Annotated in this window: 15 protein-coding genes and 3 tRNA genes; 10 read left to right on the forward strand and 8 right to left on the reverse strand. The window is 71.9% G+C overall.

The window, feature by feature from the left end:
• On the forward strand, positions 1-521 hold a 521-nt coding region (locus TU30_RS28060), incomplete at its 5' end, for a N,N-dimethylformamidase beta subunit family domain-containing protein (RefSeq protein WP_042175187.1).
• A gap of 151 nt (positions 522-672) precedes the next feature.
• Positions 673-1,572, forward strand: coding sequence for a phosphoribosylaminoimidazolesuccinocarboxamide synthase (locus tag TU30_RS28065; RefSeq protein WP_042175189.1), 900 nt, complete (start codon positions 673-675; stop codon positions 1,570-1,572).
• 113 nt (positions 1,573-1,685) lie between these two features.
• On the opposite strand, the gene TU30_RS28070 is transcribed toward TU30_RS28065, so the two are convergent.
• From TU30_RS28070 to TU30_RS28105, 8 genes are all read right to left on the reverse strand, one after another.
• Positions 1,686-1,758: transfer RNA gene (locus TU30_RS28070), tRNA-Gly, on the reverse strand.
• 22 nt (positions 1,759-1,780) lie between these two features.
• Positions 1,781-2,407 (reverse strand): response regulator transcription factor, encoded by a 627-nt coding sequence (locus TU30_RS28075; protein WP_042175193.1) that lies wholly within the window; start codon positions 2,405-2,407, stop codon positions 1,781-1,783.
• Complete coding sequence (locus TU30_RS28080; RefSeq protein ID WP_078878565.1) at positions 2,404-3,774, reverse strand: sensor histidine kinase; 1,371 nt, start codon at positions 3,772-3,774, stop codon at positions 2,404-2,406. Before TU30_RS28080 ends, TU30_RS28075 begins: the two co-directional genes overlap by 4 nt.
• 82 nt (positions 3,775-3,856) lie before the next feature.
• On the reverse strand, positions 3,857-4,684 hold the full coding sequence (locus TU30_RS28085) for an ABC transporter permease (RefSeq protein WP_078878564.1): 828 nt from the start codon (positions 4,682-4,684) through the stop codon (positions 3,857-3,859).
• On the reverse strand, positions 4,681-5,679 hold the full coding sequence (locus TU30_RS28090; RefSeq protein ID WP_042175195.1) for an ABC transporter ATP-binding protein: 999 nt from the start codon (positions 5,677-5,679) through the stop codon (positions 4,681-4,683). Before TU30_RS28090 ends, TU30_RS28085 begins: the two co-directional genes overlap by 4 nt.
• Positions 5,680-5,842: 163 nt before the next feature.
• Positions 5,843-5,915 (reverse strand) — tRNA-Gly (locus tag TU30_RS28095).
• Between the two features lie 71 nt (positions 5,916-5,986).
• Positions 5,987-6,058: transfer RNA gene (locus tag TU30_RS28100), tRNA-Gly, on the reverse strand.
• Between the two features lie 225 nt (positions 6,059-6,283).
• Positions 6,284-6,601, reverse strand: a complete 318-nt coding sequence (locus TU30_RS28105; protein ID WP_042175197.1) for an Lsr2 family protein — start codon at positions 6,599-6,601, stop codon at positions 6,284-6,286.
• Positions 6,602-6,951: 350 nt separating this feature from the next.
• Here TU30_RS28105 and purS point away from each other — a divergent pair, with 350 nt between their 5' ends.
• From purS to purF, 8 genes are all read left to right on the forward strand, one after another.
• Positions 6,952-7,215, forward strand: coding sequence for a phosphoribosylformylglycinamidine synthase subunit PurS (purS, locus tag TU30_RS28110; RefSeq protein ID WP_042175198.1), 264 nt, complete (start codon positions 6,952-6,954; stop codon positions 7,213-7,215).
• The gene (purQ, locus tag TU30_RS28115; RefSeq protein ID WP_042175201.1) at positions 7,212-7,916 is read left to right on the forward strand and encodes a phosphoribosylformylglycinamidine synthase subunit PurQ; all 705 of its coding nucleotides are present in this window, start codon (positions 7,212-7,214) and stop codon (positions 7,914-7,916) included. Before purS ends, purQ begins: the two co-directional genes overlap by 4 nt.
• The gene (gene purL, locus TU30_RS28120) at positions 7,913-10,195 is read left to right on the forward strand and encodes a phosphoribosylformylglycinamidine synthase subunit PurL (RefSeq protein WP_042175204.1); all 2,283 of its coding nucleotides are present in this window, start codon (positions 7,913-7,915) and stop codon (positions 10,193-10,195) included. The genes purQ and purL overlap by 4 nt, the downstream gene beginning before the upstream one ends.
• Before the next feature lie 138 nt (positions 10,196-10,333).
• Positions 10,334-10,834, forward strand: coding sequence for a helix-turn-helix transcriptional regulator (locus tag TU30_RS28125; RefSeq protein ID WP_042175206.1), 501 nt, complete (start codon positions 10,334-10,336; stop codon positions 10,832-10,834).
• A 40-nt stretch (positions 10,835-10,874) separates the two neighbouring features.
• Complete coding sequence (locus tag TU30_RS28130) at positions 10,875-11,714, forward strand: M23 family metallopeptidase (RefSeq protein ID WP_042175209.1); 840 nt, start codon at positions 10,875-10,877, stop codon at positions 11,712-11,714.
• A gap of 9 nt (positions 11,715-11,723) precedes the next feature.
• A complete protein-coding gene (locus tag TU30_RS28135; protein ID WP_042175211.1) occupies positions 11,724-12,521 on the forward strand; it encodes a maleylpyruvate isomerase family mycothiol-dependent enzyme in 798 nt (265 codons plus the stop codon).
• 56 nt (positions 12,522-12,577) lie between these two features.
• Positions 12,578-13,396, forward strand: coding sequence for an META domain-containing protein (locus TU30_RS28140; RefSeq protein ID WP_042175213.1), 819 nt, complete (start codon positions 12,578-12,580; stop codon positions 13,394-13,396).
• Positions 13,397-13,458: 62 nt separating this feature from the next.
• A complete protein-coding gene (gene purF, locus TU30_RS28145) occupies positions 13,459-14,985 on the forward strand; it encodes an amidophosphoribosyltransferase (RefSeq protein ID WP_042175215.1) in 1,527 nt (508 codons plus the stop codon).
• Positions 14,986-15,001 lie beyond the last annotated feature (16 nt).

Here is a 15,001-nt window from a genome sequence, read left to right on the forward strand (position 1 = left end):
ACCGCGGGGCACCGGACCGCGGGGCACCGGACCGCGGGGCACCGGACCGCGGGGCACCGGACCGCGGGGCACCGGACCGCGGGGCACCGGACAGACCTGCGCTGTGGCGGGAGACGGACCGTGCGGAGCAGCAGCTGATCGGCGTCCAGTACGCCGGTCAGGTCCCCGAGCCGCACCCGCTCGTCGTGCGCAACGCCGGCCACTGGCTGTGGGAGGCGACCGGGGCCTTCGAGGGCGACGGGATCGAAGGGCTGGTCGCCGACGGGGCCGACCGTTACTTCCCGCGCACCCCGCTGCCCGAGCACGAGGAGCGGGTGCTGCTCGCGCACTCCCCGTACACCGACCGGGCGGGCGCCGGACGGCACCAGGAGACCTCGCTCTACCGGGCGCCCTCCGGTGCCTGGGTCTTCGCGTCGGGCACGCTCGCCTGGTCCCCGGCCCTGGGCCGCCCCGGCCGGACCGACCCGCGCATCCAGCGTGCCACCGCCAACCTCCTCGACCGCATCTGCAAGAACGGCTGACCCGACCGCACGAACCGCCCCGTCCCGCCCCGACCGGCGGGCGCCGCGGTGCGTGCGGGACAATCGGAGGCACTCGTCCCGCCGTCTCCCACCCACCCCGTGCGAGCCCCGCGGGAGCCCTGTCTGTCGCTGTGAAACACGCGGAGGAACCGTGTCCGGATTCGTCGAGAAGCCCGAGCCGATCCAGGTTCCGGGTCTGGTGCATCTGCACACCGGAAAGGTGCGCGAGCTGTACCGGAACGAGGCGGGTGACCTCGTGATGGTCGCCAGTGACCGCGTCTCCGCCTACGACTGGGTGCTGCCGACCGAGATCCCGGACAAGGGAAGGATCCTCACCCGGCTCTCCCTCTGGTGGTTCGACCAGCTCGCCGACCTGGTTCCGCACCACGTCCTGAGCACCGGACTCCCCGCGGGCGCCCCCGCCGACTGGGAGGGCCGCACCCTCGTCTGCAAGTCGCTGCGGATGGCCCCCGTGGAGTGCGTGGCCCGCGGCTACCTCACCGGCTCGGGCCTCGCCGAGTACCGGGAGTCCCGTACGGTCTGCGGCCTCGCGCTCCCCGAGGGGCTGGTGGACGGATCGGAACTGCCCGCCCCGATCTTCACCCCGGCCACCAAGGCCGCCGTCGGCGAGCACGACGAGAACGTCTCCTACGAGGAGGTCGCCCGGCAGGTCGGCGCGGACACCGCGGCGCGGCTGCGGCAGACCACCCTCGCCGCGTACACCCGGGCCCGCGACATCGCCCGGGAACGGGGGATCGTCCTCGCGGACACCAAGTTCGAGTTCGGCTTCGACGGCGACACACTGGTCGTCGCGGACGAGGTGCTCACCCCGGACTCCTCCCGCTTCTGGCCGGCCGAGCAGTGGGAGCCGGGCCACGCGCAGCCGTCGTACGACAAGCAGTACGTGCGGGACTGGCTGACCTCCGCCGAGTCGGGCTGGGACCGGGCGGGCGAGCAGCCCCCGCCGGCGCTGCCGCAGCACGTCGTGGACGCGACCCGGGCGAAGTACGTGGAGGCGTACGAGCGTCTGACGGGCGTCCCCTGGAGCTGACGCCCGGAGCCGGGCCGTGTCCCCGCGCGCGCCGGGCCGCACCGCCTGGCCCCCACGCCCGGTGCGCACGAGGAAGACCCCGGTCCGATGGACCGGGGTCTTCCTGTTGCCCGAGCGGACGACGAGGTTCGAACTCGCGACCTCAACCTTGGCAAGGTTGCGCTCTACCAGCTGAGCTACGTCCGCCTGCGCCGTGGCGCGAGAGCAACTATACCCAACCTCGCTCGCGTGCGAGCCGCACTGCGGCGTGACGGTTCTCCGCACCGAGTTTCGTGGCGGCGGACGACAGGTAGTTCCGTACGGTCCCCTGGGACAGCGCGGCCCGCTCCGCGATCTCCGTCACGGGTGCCCCGTCGGCCGCGAGTTCCAGCACCTCGGCCTCACGCACGGTCAGCGGTGAGTCACCGGCGGCGATCGCGTCGGCCGCCAACTCGGGATCCACGTAACGGTTTCCCGCGTGCACGGTGCGGATGATCTCCGCGAGGTGCTGTGCGCTGACGGTCTTGGGGACGAAGCCGCGCACCCCTGCCGCGAGGGCCCGCTTCAGATGTCCGGGACGCCCGTGACTGGTCACGATCAGCACGCGGCAGCCGGGGAGTTCCGCCCGCAGCGTTGTGGCGACCTTCACACCGTCCGCGCCGGGCATCTGCAGATCCAGTACGGCGACGTCGGGGGTGTGCGCCCGCGCCATCGCCAGCGCCTCCGGTCCGGAGGCCGCCTCGGCGACGATCAGGAGGTCGTCCTCCAGGGACAACAGGGTGGCGAGCGCCCCCCGGATCAGATGCTCGTCGTCGGCGAGCAGCAGCCGGACGGGCCCGGACGGTGTCGTCGTCATGAGGTGACCTCGTTTCCGAAGGCCGTGGAGCCGGGTGCCGCCGTCCGTGTCCCAGGACCCGTGGGCGCGAGGGATCCGGCGGTCCTCGGCGTCACCACCCCGGCCCTCGGGCCCGCCGCCGGTCCTGACCCCGCGGGCGCCGCCGACGGCACCTCCGCGGTCAGCAGGAACCGCCCGTCCCCGGTCGGTCCGGCCCGCAGCGTGCCGCCGATCTCCGCCAGCCGCTCGCGCAGTCCGACGAGGCCGGAGCCCCTGCCCGGCCCGCCGGCGCCGTCCGGCACCCCGTCGTTGTCCACCGTCAGCACCGCACGCCCCTCCCGTATCCGTAGGTCCACCGCGCACTGCCGCGCGTCGCCGTGCCGCAGCACGTTGGTCGCCGCCTCCCGTACCACCCAGCCCAGCGCGGACTGCACCTGTGCCGGGAGCCCGACCGGGGGGCCGGTGACCGTGCAGTCGATGCCGGCCGCGGTCAGCACCCCCTTCGCGCCCGCGAGTTCACTGTTCAGGTCGGCCTCGCGGTAGCCGCGTACGACCTCACGCACCTCCCGCTGGGTCTCCTGGGCCAGCCGCTGCACCTCGACCATCTGTGTCACCGCCTCCGGCCGTCCGCGCTGGGCCAGCTGGACGGCCAGCTCGCTCTTGAGCGCGATCACGGCGAGGTTGCGGCCCATGACGTCGTGCAGGTCCCGCCCGAACCGCAGCCGCTCCTCCGCGACGGCGAGCCGGGTACGGGTCTCGCGGGCCTCGTCGAGCTCGTGGACGACGTTGAGCAGCCAGAGCGAGAGGACGTAGGTGGCGGTGACGAACCCGGCGCTGAACAGGACCACCGCCGCGACGATCAGCGCGCTGGGGGCGGCCACGCCGAAGGCGGAGGCCACCAGTCCCGAGCCCGCGGCGAAGCCCGTCGGGGAGGCGAGCATCCGCCGTCGGTCGCGCAGGCCGAGCGTGATCGTTCCCGCGCCGAAGGCCAGGACGGCCACGTAGACCCCGAGGGCCGTTCCGTCGGCGCCCCGGCCCGCCCGGTCGTGTTCGACGAACGAGACGGCCGTCGTCGCGACGGCCGCGGTGACGGCCCCGAGGGCCCACAGCAGCCGCACCGGCTTCGCCCGCCGCCCGCGCTGCCAGTCCAGCGACCGCGAGGCGATCACGCCGCAGAGCACGCAGTGCCCGGCGACGAGCACCATCAGCGCAGTCGCCGCTCCCGGCCCGCCCGCTCCGGGATGCTCGCCCCGCACGAGCAGTCCGAGAAGCTGCCCGCCCGCCGTCACGAACTCGACCAGCACCATGAAGTGGAACGACCACCGCGTGTACGCCTCGACCTTCGCCGGGGTGCTCTTGCGCCGCCACCAGCGCCCCGGCCCGCGGATGTCCTCGCCCGGCCTGCCCATGTCCTCGCCCGCCCCGCTCTCCGGTCCGCCCTCGCGTCCACGTCCCTCGTGTCCGCGTGCCTCAGCGTCGCGGTTCCCAGCGGAACCACCGGCGTACAGCAAACACCGACACCAGGGTCCAGGCCACACCGGTCGCCAGGGCGAACAGTGTCTCGGAGCCGGACAGGTTTCCGGTGAAGCCGCCGCGCACCAGGGTCATGACGGGGGTGAAGGGCAGCAGTTCGCAGAGGGAGGCCAGCCGGTCGGGCAGGATTTCCAGCGGGACGGTCATGCCGGAGGCGAGCATCGAGACCAGGATCACCGGCATCGAGGTGACCTGCGCGCTCTCGGCGGTCCGGGTGAAACTCGCGGTGACGGCGGCGAGTGCCGCGCTCAGCACCAGACCCAGCAGCAGCCCGAGAACGGCCAGATGGACGGCGTTCGGCGCCGCCATGTCCAGGAGGAGCGTGCAGCCCACCGCCAGCAGCAGCGACTGCGCCAGCCCGATCGCGGCGGACGGCAGCGAGGACGCGGTCAGGATCTCGGCGTCCCGCAGCTCCCCGGTGCGCAGCCGCTTCAGCACGAGCTCCTCGCGCCGGGTGACGAAGACGCCGACGAGCGCCGCGTAGACGGCGAACAGCAGGGAGAAGCCGATGGTGGCGGGCAGGACCAGTGTGCCGACGCTCAGCCCCGCTCCGGCGAGGTCCATCTCGTCGGCCGCCGTGCGGAGGCTGAACGGCACCACCGCCGGGACGAACAGCGCGGCGAAGAGCGTGCCCTTGCTGCGTCCGAGCAGTGTCAGCTCGGCGCGGGCGAGGGCCCGTACGCGGCCCGCGGGGGTGCTGACCCCTGTGCCCCTGCCGCGTGTTCCCTTGGTCGTCCCCTCGGGCGTGATGACCGTGCCGCTCATGCCGCGTACTCCCTTCCGGTGGTGGTGGACGACTCGCCCGCCGAGGCGCCGTGCGCGTCCTCCCGCGCGGAGACGTCGTGGGCGATGCCCAGGAAGGCCTCCTCCAGCGACGCCGAGCGCACGTCCAGTCCCTTCAGTTCCATTCCGGACCGCTCCGCCCACACCAGCAGGCGGGTCGCCGCCCGCTGCAGCTCACGGGTGTGCAGCTTGACGGTCCGTCCGTCCAGTTCGTGGCCGGTCACGCCCAGCTCGTCGAGCGGCGGCAGGTCGCCGGGGAAGTAGCCCCGGGGCAGTTCGAAGGTGATCCGGGACGGCTGCGCGGCGGTCACCTCGGCGGGTGTGCCGGTGGTGGCGATGCGTCCCTTGTGCATGATCGCGAGGTGGTCGGCCAGCGCCTCGGCCTCCTCCAGGTAGTGGGTGGTCAGCAGCACGGTGGTGCCGTTGTCACGCAGCTCCCGCACCAACCGCCAGGTGTCGCGGCGCCCTTCGGCGTCCAGGCCGGTGGTCGGCTCGTCGAGGAACAGCACCTCGGGGTCGCCGAGCAGCGCGAGAGCCAGGTCCAGGCGGCGCCGCTCACCCCCGGACAGCTGCTTGACCCGTACGTCGCCCTTGCCGCCCAGCCCGACCAGCGGCAGCACCTCCTGCGGCGGACGGGCCCCGCTGACGGCGCCGGCCCACATCCGCGCGGTCTCCGTGACGGTCAGGTCGGACGGGAAGCCGCCCTCCTGGAGCATCACGCCGGTGCGGCGCCGTACGGCGGCGCGGTCGGTGTACGGGTCGTGCCCGAAGATCCTGACCTGCCCGGCCGTCGGTGCCGCGAGACCCTCCAGCAGTTCGAGGGTGGAGGTCTTGCCCGCGCCGTTGGTGCCCAGCAGCGCGAAGACCTCCCCCCGCCGTGCGGAGAAGCTGACCCCGCGCACGGCCTCGAACCCGCCCCCGTACACACGGCGCAGGTCGGTGACCTCAATCACGTGTTCGTGTCCGTTTGCTCGCATGCTTCGATCATTCCGCCCGTGCGGGCCGGACAGCAGTGCACGCTGTCATCACCCGGGATGACAAATGTCAGACGGCCGGCACCGCCGGGAGCGCGGAGGACGCGGGCCGGGGACGCGGGCACACAAAAAGACCCCGGTCCCATGGACCGGGGTCTGATTCCCGAGCGGACGACGAGGTTCGAACTCGCGACCTCAACCTTGGCAAGGTTGCGCTCTACCAGCTGAGCTACGTCCGCATTGCCTCCGACCGGCTTTCACCGATCGGTGCGAGCACCAGCCTACCTGATCGACCGGTACGGCTGCGCAGAGCGGGTGACAGGAATTGCACACTGCGCCTTCCCCCTGGAAGGGAGATGTTCTACTACTGAACTACACCCGCATGTACTCCGTGAGCCGGGCCTTTCGGCCTTGCCCCTCGGCGTGCTCCAGACTCTAGCTGATCAGCGGGGGTGTTGCGCAAGTCGGCTGTTCCGAGGGGCCGGTGGCCGGCCGGGTCCCCGGCACGTCGGCCGGCCGCCTCCCCGCCCGGGGGGCGATGCCTACGGCCCGCCCGCCCGGCCGGGCCCGACCGCCGGAGGTGATCACGGCCCGGCCCGCAGGGCGTTCACCGCGCCGCGGCGAACGCCTCGTAGATCCGCTTGGGGATCCGTCCGCGCGCAGGGACGTTCATCTGGTTCGACTGGGCCCAGGCGCGCACGGCCGCCGGATCGGGGGCGACCTCCGTCTGCTTGTACGTCCGTCCCGAGCGGGAACGCTTGCGGCCGGCCTCCACGTAGGGCGCGAGCGCCTTCCGCAGCCCGTCGGCGTTGTCTTCGTTCAGATCGATCTCGTACGACTTGCCGTCGAGTCCGAAGGCGATCGTTTCCGCCGCTTCCGAGCCGTCGATGTCGTCAAAGAGAGTGACCACGACCTTCTGCGCCACGAATATCGGTCCCTTCGTGCGACACCTCTGTTGACGTCCGTGATGACGTGTCGGGGCGTCGCTGAGATGTCGGCTGTTCGCCTGTTATCGGGCAAAGTATCTGCTAATGACAATTCATTTGTACAGTGCCCGGCATTGCATGGTGAAGCTCGACTAAATCTGCCCGCGTGTCCTGTGCGCAATAGAGATGCGCGACAGAACGCCGATCTTTCCCGGATCTTTTCCCGCAGGTCTCCCCGAGATGCCGAATCGTGATCGGGGTCACGTAGATTCCTCCAACTCTACTCGCGTAGAAATTTTGTACGGGTAGTCTGAAGGAACCTGCTCAGCACCACACACCGGGAGTGCCAGTGGCACGCGTCGTAGTCGACGTCATGCTCAAGCCGGAGATCCTCGACCCCCAGGGCCAGGCGGTGCAGCGCGCACTGCCGCGGCTGGGATTCGAAGGGATCTCGGACGTCCGCCAGGGAAAGCGATTCGAACTGGAAGTTGACGGGCCGGTCGACGAGACCGCGCTCGCCCGCATCCATGATCTTGCGGAATCCTTCCTCGCCAACACCGTGATCGAGGACTTCACCGTCAGGGTCGAGGAAGTCGCGGAGGCCGTGAAGTGACCGCTCGTATCGGCGTCGTCACTTTCCCGGGCAGCCTCGACGACCGTGACAGCCGGCGCGCGATCCGGCTCGCGGGTGCCGAGCCGGTCGCCCTGTGGCACAAGGACAAGGACCTCCACCAGGTCGACGCCGTGGTGCTCTGCGGCGGATTCTCCTACGGCGACTACCTGCGCGCCGGGGCCATCGCCCGTTTCTCGCCGGTGATGGACACCGTCATCGAGCAGGCGAAGGCGGGACTGCCCGTCCTCGGCATCTGCAACGGCTTCCAGATCCTCACCGAGGCGCACCTGCTCCCCGGCGGCATGCTGGGCAACGACCACCTGCACTTCATCTGCCGTGACCAGAAGCTGCGGGTGGAGAACGCGGACACCGCCTGGACCGGCGACTACACCGCCGGGCAGGAGATCAGCATCCCGCTGAAGAACATGGACGGCCGCTACGTCGCCGACGCGCGCACGCTGGACGAGCTCGAGGCCGAGGGCCGCGTCGCCTTCCGCTACGTCACCGGCGGCGAGGCCGCCGACGGCTACGGCAACCCCAACGGCTCGCTCAACGACATCGCCGGCATCACCAACGCGGCGGGCAACGTCGTCGGTCTGATGCCGCACCCCGAGCACGCCGTCGAGCCGCTGATCGGCACCGGCCGCACCGACGGCCTCCCGTTCTTCACCTCGATCCTCAAGAAGCTGGTCAACGCATGAGCCGGACGCCTCTGGACACGGTCGAGCACGCGGCGAAGACCCCCGACGTCGAGCTGCCCTGGGCCGAGCTCGGCCTCAAGAAGGACGAGTACGAGCGGGTGGTGGAGATCCTCGGCCGCCGCCCGACCGGCGCCGAGCTCGCCATGTACTCGGTGATGTGGTCCGAGCACTGCTCGTACAAGTCCTCCAAGGTCCACCTCCGCCAGTTCGGCGAGAAGGCCCCGCAGTCCGACGCGATGCTCGTCGGCATCGGCGAGAACGCCGGTGTCGTCGACGTCGGCCAGGGCTACGCGGTGACCTTCAAGGTCGAGTCGCACAACCACCCGTCCTACGTCGAGCCCTACCAGGGCGCCGCGACCGGCGTCGGCGGCATCGTCCGCGACATCATCGCGATGGGCGCCCGTCCGGTCGCCGTCGTGGACCCGCTGCGCTTCGGCGCCGCCGACCACCCGGACACCAAGCGCGTCCTGCCCGGCGTCGTCGCCGGCATCGGCGGCTACGGCAACTGCCTGGGTCTGCCGAACATCGGCGGCGAGGTCGTCTTCGACGCCTGCTACCAGGGCAACCCGCTGGTCAACGCCGGAGCCATCGGCGTCATGCGGCACGAGGACATCCATCTCGCCAAGGCGTCCGGCGCGGGCAACAAGGTCATCCTGTACGGCGCCCGCACCGGCGGCGACGGCATCGGCGGCGCGTCCATCCTGGCGAGCGAGACCTTCGACGCCGCATCCGACGGTGCCTCCGGCACGGGGAAGCCCGCCAAACGCCCCGCCGTGCAGGTCGGCGACCCCTTCCAGGAGAAGCTCCTCATCGAGTGCACCCTGGAGGCGTTCCGCGAGAAGCTGGTCGTCGGCATCCAGGACCTGGGCGCCGCGGGCCTCTCCTGCGCCACCTCCGAGCTGGCCTCCAACGGCTCCGGCGGCATGCGCGTCACCCTCGACGACGTGCCCCTGCGCGACTCGACCCTGTCTCCCGAGGAAATCCTCATGAGCGAGTCGCAGGAGCGCATGTGCGCGGTGGTCGAGCCGGAGAAGGTCGACCGCTTCCTCGAGATCTGCGAGAAGTGGGACGTCATCGCCACCGTCATCGGTGAGGTGACCGACGGCGACCGCCTGGAGATCTACTGGCACGGCGGCAAGATCGTCGACGTCGACCCGCGCACCGTCGCCCACGACGGCCCGGTCTACGAGCGCCCCTACGCCCGCCCCGACTGGCAGGACGCGCTCCAGGCCGACGACGCCGGCAAGCTGCCCCGCCCGGCGACCTCCGAGGAGCTGAGGGATCAGGTCCTGAAGCTGGTGGGCTCGCCCAACCAGGCCTCGAAGCAGTGGATCACCCAGCAGTACGACCACTTCGTCCAGGGCAACACCGTCCTCGCCCAGCCCGAGGACTCCGGCATGATCCGCGTCGACGGGAAGACCGGCCTCGGTGTCGCCATCGCCACCGACGGCAACGGCCGGTACGCCAAGCTGGACCCGTACACGGGCGCGCAGCTGGCGCTCGCCGAGGCCTACCGGAACGTGGCGACGACCGGCGCGAAGCCGCTCGCCGTCTCCGACTGCCTGAACTTCGGCTCGCCCGAGGACCCGGCCGTCATGTGGCAGTTCGCCGAGGCCGTCCGCGGTCTCGCCGACGGCTGTTTGCAGCTCGGCACCCCGGTGACCGGCGGCAACGTCTCGCTCTACAACCAGACCGGCGAGGCCGCCATCCACCCGACCCCGGTGGTCGCGGTCCTCGGCGTCATCGACGACGTGGCCCGGCGCACACCGGTCGCCTTCCAGGAGGAGGGCCAGCTGCTCTACCTCCTCGGCGACACGCGTGAGGAGTTCGGCGGCTCGGCCTGGTCCCAGGTGATCCACGACCACCTCGGCGGCCTGCCGCCCGAGGTCGACCTGGAGCGCGAGCGGCTGCTCGCCGAGATCCTGATCTCCGCGTCCCGCGACGGCATGATCGACTCCGCGCACGACCTGTCCGACGGCGGTCTGGTCCAGGCCGTGGTCGAGTCGGCGCTGCTGGGCGGCAGGGGCGCGCGGCTCGTCGTACCGGACGGGCTGGACGCGTTCACCCTCCTGTTCTCCGAGTCGGCCGGCCGCGCGGTCGTGGCCGTGCCGCGTTCCGAGGAGACGCGCTTCACCGACATGTGCGGTGTGCGCGGCCTCCCGGCGACGCGCGTCGGCGTCGTCGACGGGGACACGGTGGAGCTCCAGGGCGAGTTCACGCTCACCCTCGCGGAGCTGCGCGAGACCCACGAGGGGACGATCCCGGCCCTGCTGGCCTGATTCCCCCGCCCTCTGCCGTTCCGCTCCCCGTACGAAGCCCTCCACCCGGTCCGCCGGGCGGAGGGCTTCGGCGTGCGCGGGGGCGTACGGGGCGGACGAATCTTGCACGGGGTTACGTCATTACGTAATCTCGAACTCGTGGAACTCGAAGAGCGCGTCGCCGACCTCGAACGCCGGCTGACGGACCTGGAGGCGGAGCGCCGCAGCGCACCCCGCCTCGGCGAGGGCGACTTCTGGGCGCTGGAAGAGCTGAAGAACCAGCTCGCCGAGCTGACGGCGGCCGACGGGGGCGTGCTGTTCACCGGCACGGTCCGGCTGCCGACCGGTGAGCAGTACGAGTGGCAGCACGCAGCCCTCACCGGGGGACTGCTCGACGACGACTGGCCGGCTGCCGCCGAGCCGCTCGCCGCCCTCGGCCACCCGGTCCGGCTGCGGCTGCTGCGCGAGATCCTCGGCGGCCGGCGCACCGCCGCCGAACTCGCCGAACTGGACGGGGTCGGCACGACCGGCCAGATCTACCACCACCTGAGCCGGCTCACCGGCGCCGGCTGGCTGCACACCTCCGGCCGGGGCCGTCACGAGGTGCCGCCCGGCCGGGTCGTGCCGCTGCTGGTGGTGCTGTCCGCGGCGCGGCCCTGACGGGCCGGCCGCGCCGCACCCACGACGACCAGGGGGAACCATGTCCGCACGCAAACTCGCCATGACCGCCTTCCGCGGTCTGCAACTGGGCTTCATCGCCCTGGTGACCGCCCACATCTGCCTCGGCTGGGGCTACCCGATCCTGTGGAGCCTGCTGCCGCTGCTCCTGGCCTACGTCCTGATCACCGTGGTCAACCGGTGGGGCGGCGGCGCCCCGGACCACCCGCGCGTCGCGCGTGCGCCCGTCGAGGTCGAGCCGCCCGTGACCGGCCGCTGGTCCGCGCTGAACAGCCCCGCCGACCGCACCCCGAGCCACGGCGTCCACGCCTACGGGCAGACGTACGCCATCGACGTCGTCGCCGAACCCGAGCCGGGAGCCCGTCCCGCGTTCTCCCCGCTGTGGCCGCTCGCCCGCCGCCCCACCGACTTCCCCGCGTTCGACGTCCCGTTTCGGGCGGTCGCCGACGCCACGGTCGTCCGGGTCTCGGACGGGCAGCGCGACCACCTCGGCCGCACCTCGCTGCCCGGACTGCTGTACCTGATGCTCGTCGAGGGCTCGGTGCGCGAGATGGGCGGCGTCCACCGGATCATCGGCAACCACCTGGTGCTGGACCTCGGCGACGGGACGTACGCCGCCTACGCGCACGTGCGGCGCGACTCGTTCACCGTCCGCGAGGGCGACAGGGTGCGGGCCGGACAGGTGCTCGCCCGCTGCGGCAACTCGGGCAACTCCTCCGAGCCCCACCTGCACTTCCAGCTGATGGACGGGCCCGACCCGGACACCGCGCGGGGCGTCCCGTTCACCTGGCGCGGCATCGGTGTCCCCCGGGGCGGCGAGGTGTTCGACGTCCCCGGGCCGGCGCCGGTCGCCCCCGCATAGGCTGCCGCCATGCCCCCGGCCAAGAAGCGCACCCGCTCCTACGACCCCGCCAGGACCCGGGCCGCCGTACTGGCCCAGCTCGGGAACGTACGACAGGCGGTCCACTCCCTGGACGAGCAGCAGCTCGCCCTGCCCACCCGCCTCGACGACCGGACCGTGCGGGAGCTGATCGCGCACCTGTCCCTGACCGTCGCGAGCGTCGGCCGGGCCCTGGAGCGGGACGAGCCGGCGAAGCCCCGGCTCGCGCTGCCGGACCACCCCGCCGCGACCGCCGCCCACGCCGGTGCCGCCGCCGGGGAATCCCGGGAGCTCGCCGCGGCGACCCCCGACCTCGACGCCCTGCTCGCCCGTACCGAGGAGGACCTGGCCCGGCACCTCGACGCCGCCCCGCCCCACCGCGCCCTCGCGCTGTCGACCGGCGCCATGACCCTCACCGACTACCTGGTCACCCGCGTCGTCGAGCTCGTCGTCCACACCGACGACCTGGGCGCCGCCGTGCCCGGCCTCGACGTCCGCTACGACCGGCAGGCCCTGGCCGCGTGCACCCGGATGCTGGCCGACACGCTCGCCGCGAAGGCGCCCGGCGGGTCGACGGAGGTGCGGATCCCGCCGTACGCGGTCGTCCAGTGCGTGGAGGGGCCGCGGCACACCCGGGGCACCCCGCCCAACGTCGTCGAGACCGACCCGCTGACCTGGATCCGCCTGGCCACCGGGCGCACGGCATGGCGGGACGCGGTGGCGGAGGGCACGGTCGGCGCGAGCGGGGAACGGGCGGACCTCGGGCCGTACCTGCCGCTGACGACGTGAGGTGGCGGAGGGCGACGGGCGGGGAACCGGAAGTCCCCCGCCTCCGTCGAAGCGGCATGTACGCACACGGGCACCGCCGGCGCACCGTTCTCGTGGCCGCCGCCGCCCTCCTGGTCCCCTTCGTGGCGGCCTGCGGCGGTGGACGGGCCGGCGCGGCGGCGGACGTCGGACGGGCGAGCGCGGTCGGCGCGACGACGGGCACGGCGCGGCAGTCCCTCACCGGCATCCGCTGGAACGTCGACAGCGTCACCGTGGACGGCACCACCCACCGTGCCCCCGTCGACGCACACGTCACCATCGAGGACGACGGCCGGACCAGCGGCCGGTACGCCTGCAACCACGTCCGGGGCGAGGCCGGCTTCGACGGGGACCGGGTCCGGTTCACCCTCGACACCACCCTGGTGGCCTGCGACGACGAGCCGCGCAGGACCTTCGAACACGCCCTCTCCCACGCCCTCGGGGACGGCGCTCCGAAGCTCCGCGTGAACGACGGCCGCCCGATCCTCACCGCCGACGACGGCACCACCGTCCGCCTCGGCAGGGGCGGCGGGGACACCCCGCTGCACGGCACGGAGTGGAGGATCACCTCCCCCGACGCCGCGGGCCGTGCCCACCTCACCTTCGACGAGGAGGAGGGCGCTGTCTCCGGCAGCATCGGCTGCAACAAGGTGAACGCCGACGCCACCGTCCGCGACGGCCATATCACCCTGGGCACGCCCGCCACGACCCGAATGGTGTGCGAAGACTCACTCATGGAGGCCGAGAAGCGGCTGCTGCGGCTTTTCGAGACCACGCTCAGCCATCGGGTGGATCACCGGAACATGACGCTGACCAGCGAAAACGGAACGACCGTCGAGGCCTTCGCCACCGGATGACCCCCGGAGGGGGCCGCGTAGCCAATTCGGACCAGTACGCGACCTCGCCTACACTCGGTGGCGTGCCACGTGGTGACGGACGACTCAACCACGACCTGCTCCCCGGAGAGAAGGGCCCCCAGGACGCCTGCGGCGTCTTCGGTGTCTGGGCTCCGGGCGAAGAGGTCGCCAAGCTCACGTACTTCGGGCTCTACGCCCTCCAGCATCGGGGCCAGGAGTCCGCGGGTATCGCGGTCAGCAACGGCTCCCAGATCCTCGTCTTCAAGGACATGGGCCTGGTGTCCCAGGTCTTCGACGAGACCTCGCTCGGTTCGCTCCAGGGTCATATCGCGGTCGGTCACGCCCGCTACTCGACCACCGGTGCCTCCGTGTGGGAGAACGCCCAGCCCACCTTCCGCGCGACCGCGCAGGGATCCATCGCGCTCGGTCACAACGGCAACCTGGTCAACACGGCGGAGCTCGCCGAACTGGTCGCCGACCTCCCCAAGGAGAACGGCCGCGCCTCCAGGGCGGCGGCCACCAACGACACCGACCTGATCACCGCCCTGCTGGCCGGCCAGCGCGCCGCCGACGGCGAACCGGTGACCGTGGAGCAGGCCGCACACGTGGTCCTCCCGCAGGTCAAGGGCGCCTTCAGCCTCGTCTTCATGGACGAGAACACGCTGTACGCGGCCCGTGACCCGCAGGGCATCCGTCCGCTGGTCCTCGGCCGTCTGGAGCGCGGCTGGGTCATCGCCTCCGAGTCCGCCGCCCTCGACATCTGCGGCGCCAGCTATGTGCGCGAGATCGAGCCGGGCGAGTTCGTCGCCATCGACGAGAACGGCCTGCGCTCCTCCCGATTCGCGGACGCGAAGCCCAAGGGCTGTGTCTTCGAGTACGTGTACCTGGCCCGCCCGGACACCGACATCGCCGGACGCAACGTCTACCTGTCGCGCGTCGAGATGGGCCGCCGCCTCGCCAAGGAGGCGCCCGCCGAGGCCGACCTGGTGATAGCGACGCCGGAGTCCGGCACCCCGGCCGCCATCGGCTACGCGGAGGCGTCCGGCATCCCCTTCGGCGCCGGCCTGGTCAAGAACGCGTACGTCGGACGGACGTTCATCCAGCCCTCGCAGACCATCAGGCAGCTCGGCATCCGCCTGAAGCTGAACCCGCTCAAGGAAGTCATCAAGGGCAAGCGCCTGGTCGTCGTCGACGACTCGATCGTGCGCGGCAACACCCAGCGCGCCCTGGTCCGGATGCTCCGCGAGGCGGGCGCCGCCGAGGTCCACATCCGGATCTCCTCGCCGCCCGTGAAGTGGCCCTGCTTCTTCGGCATCGACTTCGCGACCCGCGCGGAGCTCATCGCCAACGGCATGTCCATCGAGGAGATCGGTGTGACGCTGGGCGCCGACTCTTTGGCGTACATCTCCATCGACGGCATGATCGAGGCGACGACCATCGCCAAGCCGAACCTGTGCCGCGCCTGCTTCGACGGCGAGTACCCGATGGATCTGCCCGACCCCGAGCTCCTCGGCAAGCGGCTGCTGGAGACCGAGCTGGCCGCCGGCACGGCCGCACCGGCCGCGGTCGACGCGATCCGCCGCCCGTAAGCCCCTGCCCTGCCGT

This window comes from Streptomyces sp. NBRC 110035 (assembly GCF_000829695.1).
In the GTDB taxonomy this organism is placed as follows: Bacteria; Actinomycetota; Actinomycetes; order Streptomycetales; family Streptomycetaceae; genus Streptomyces.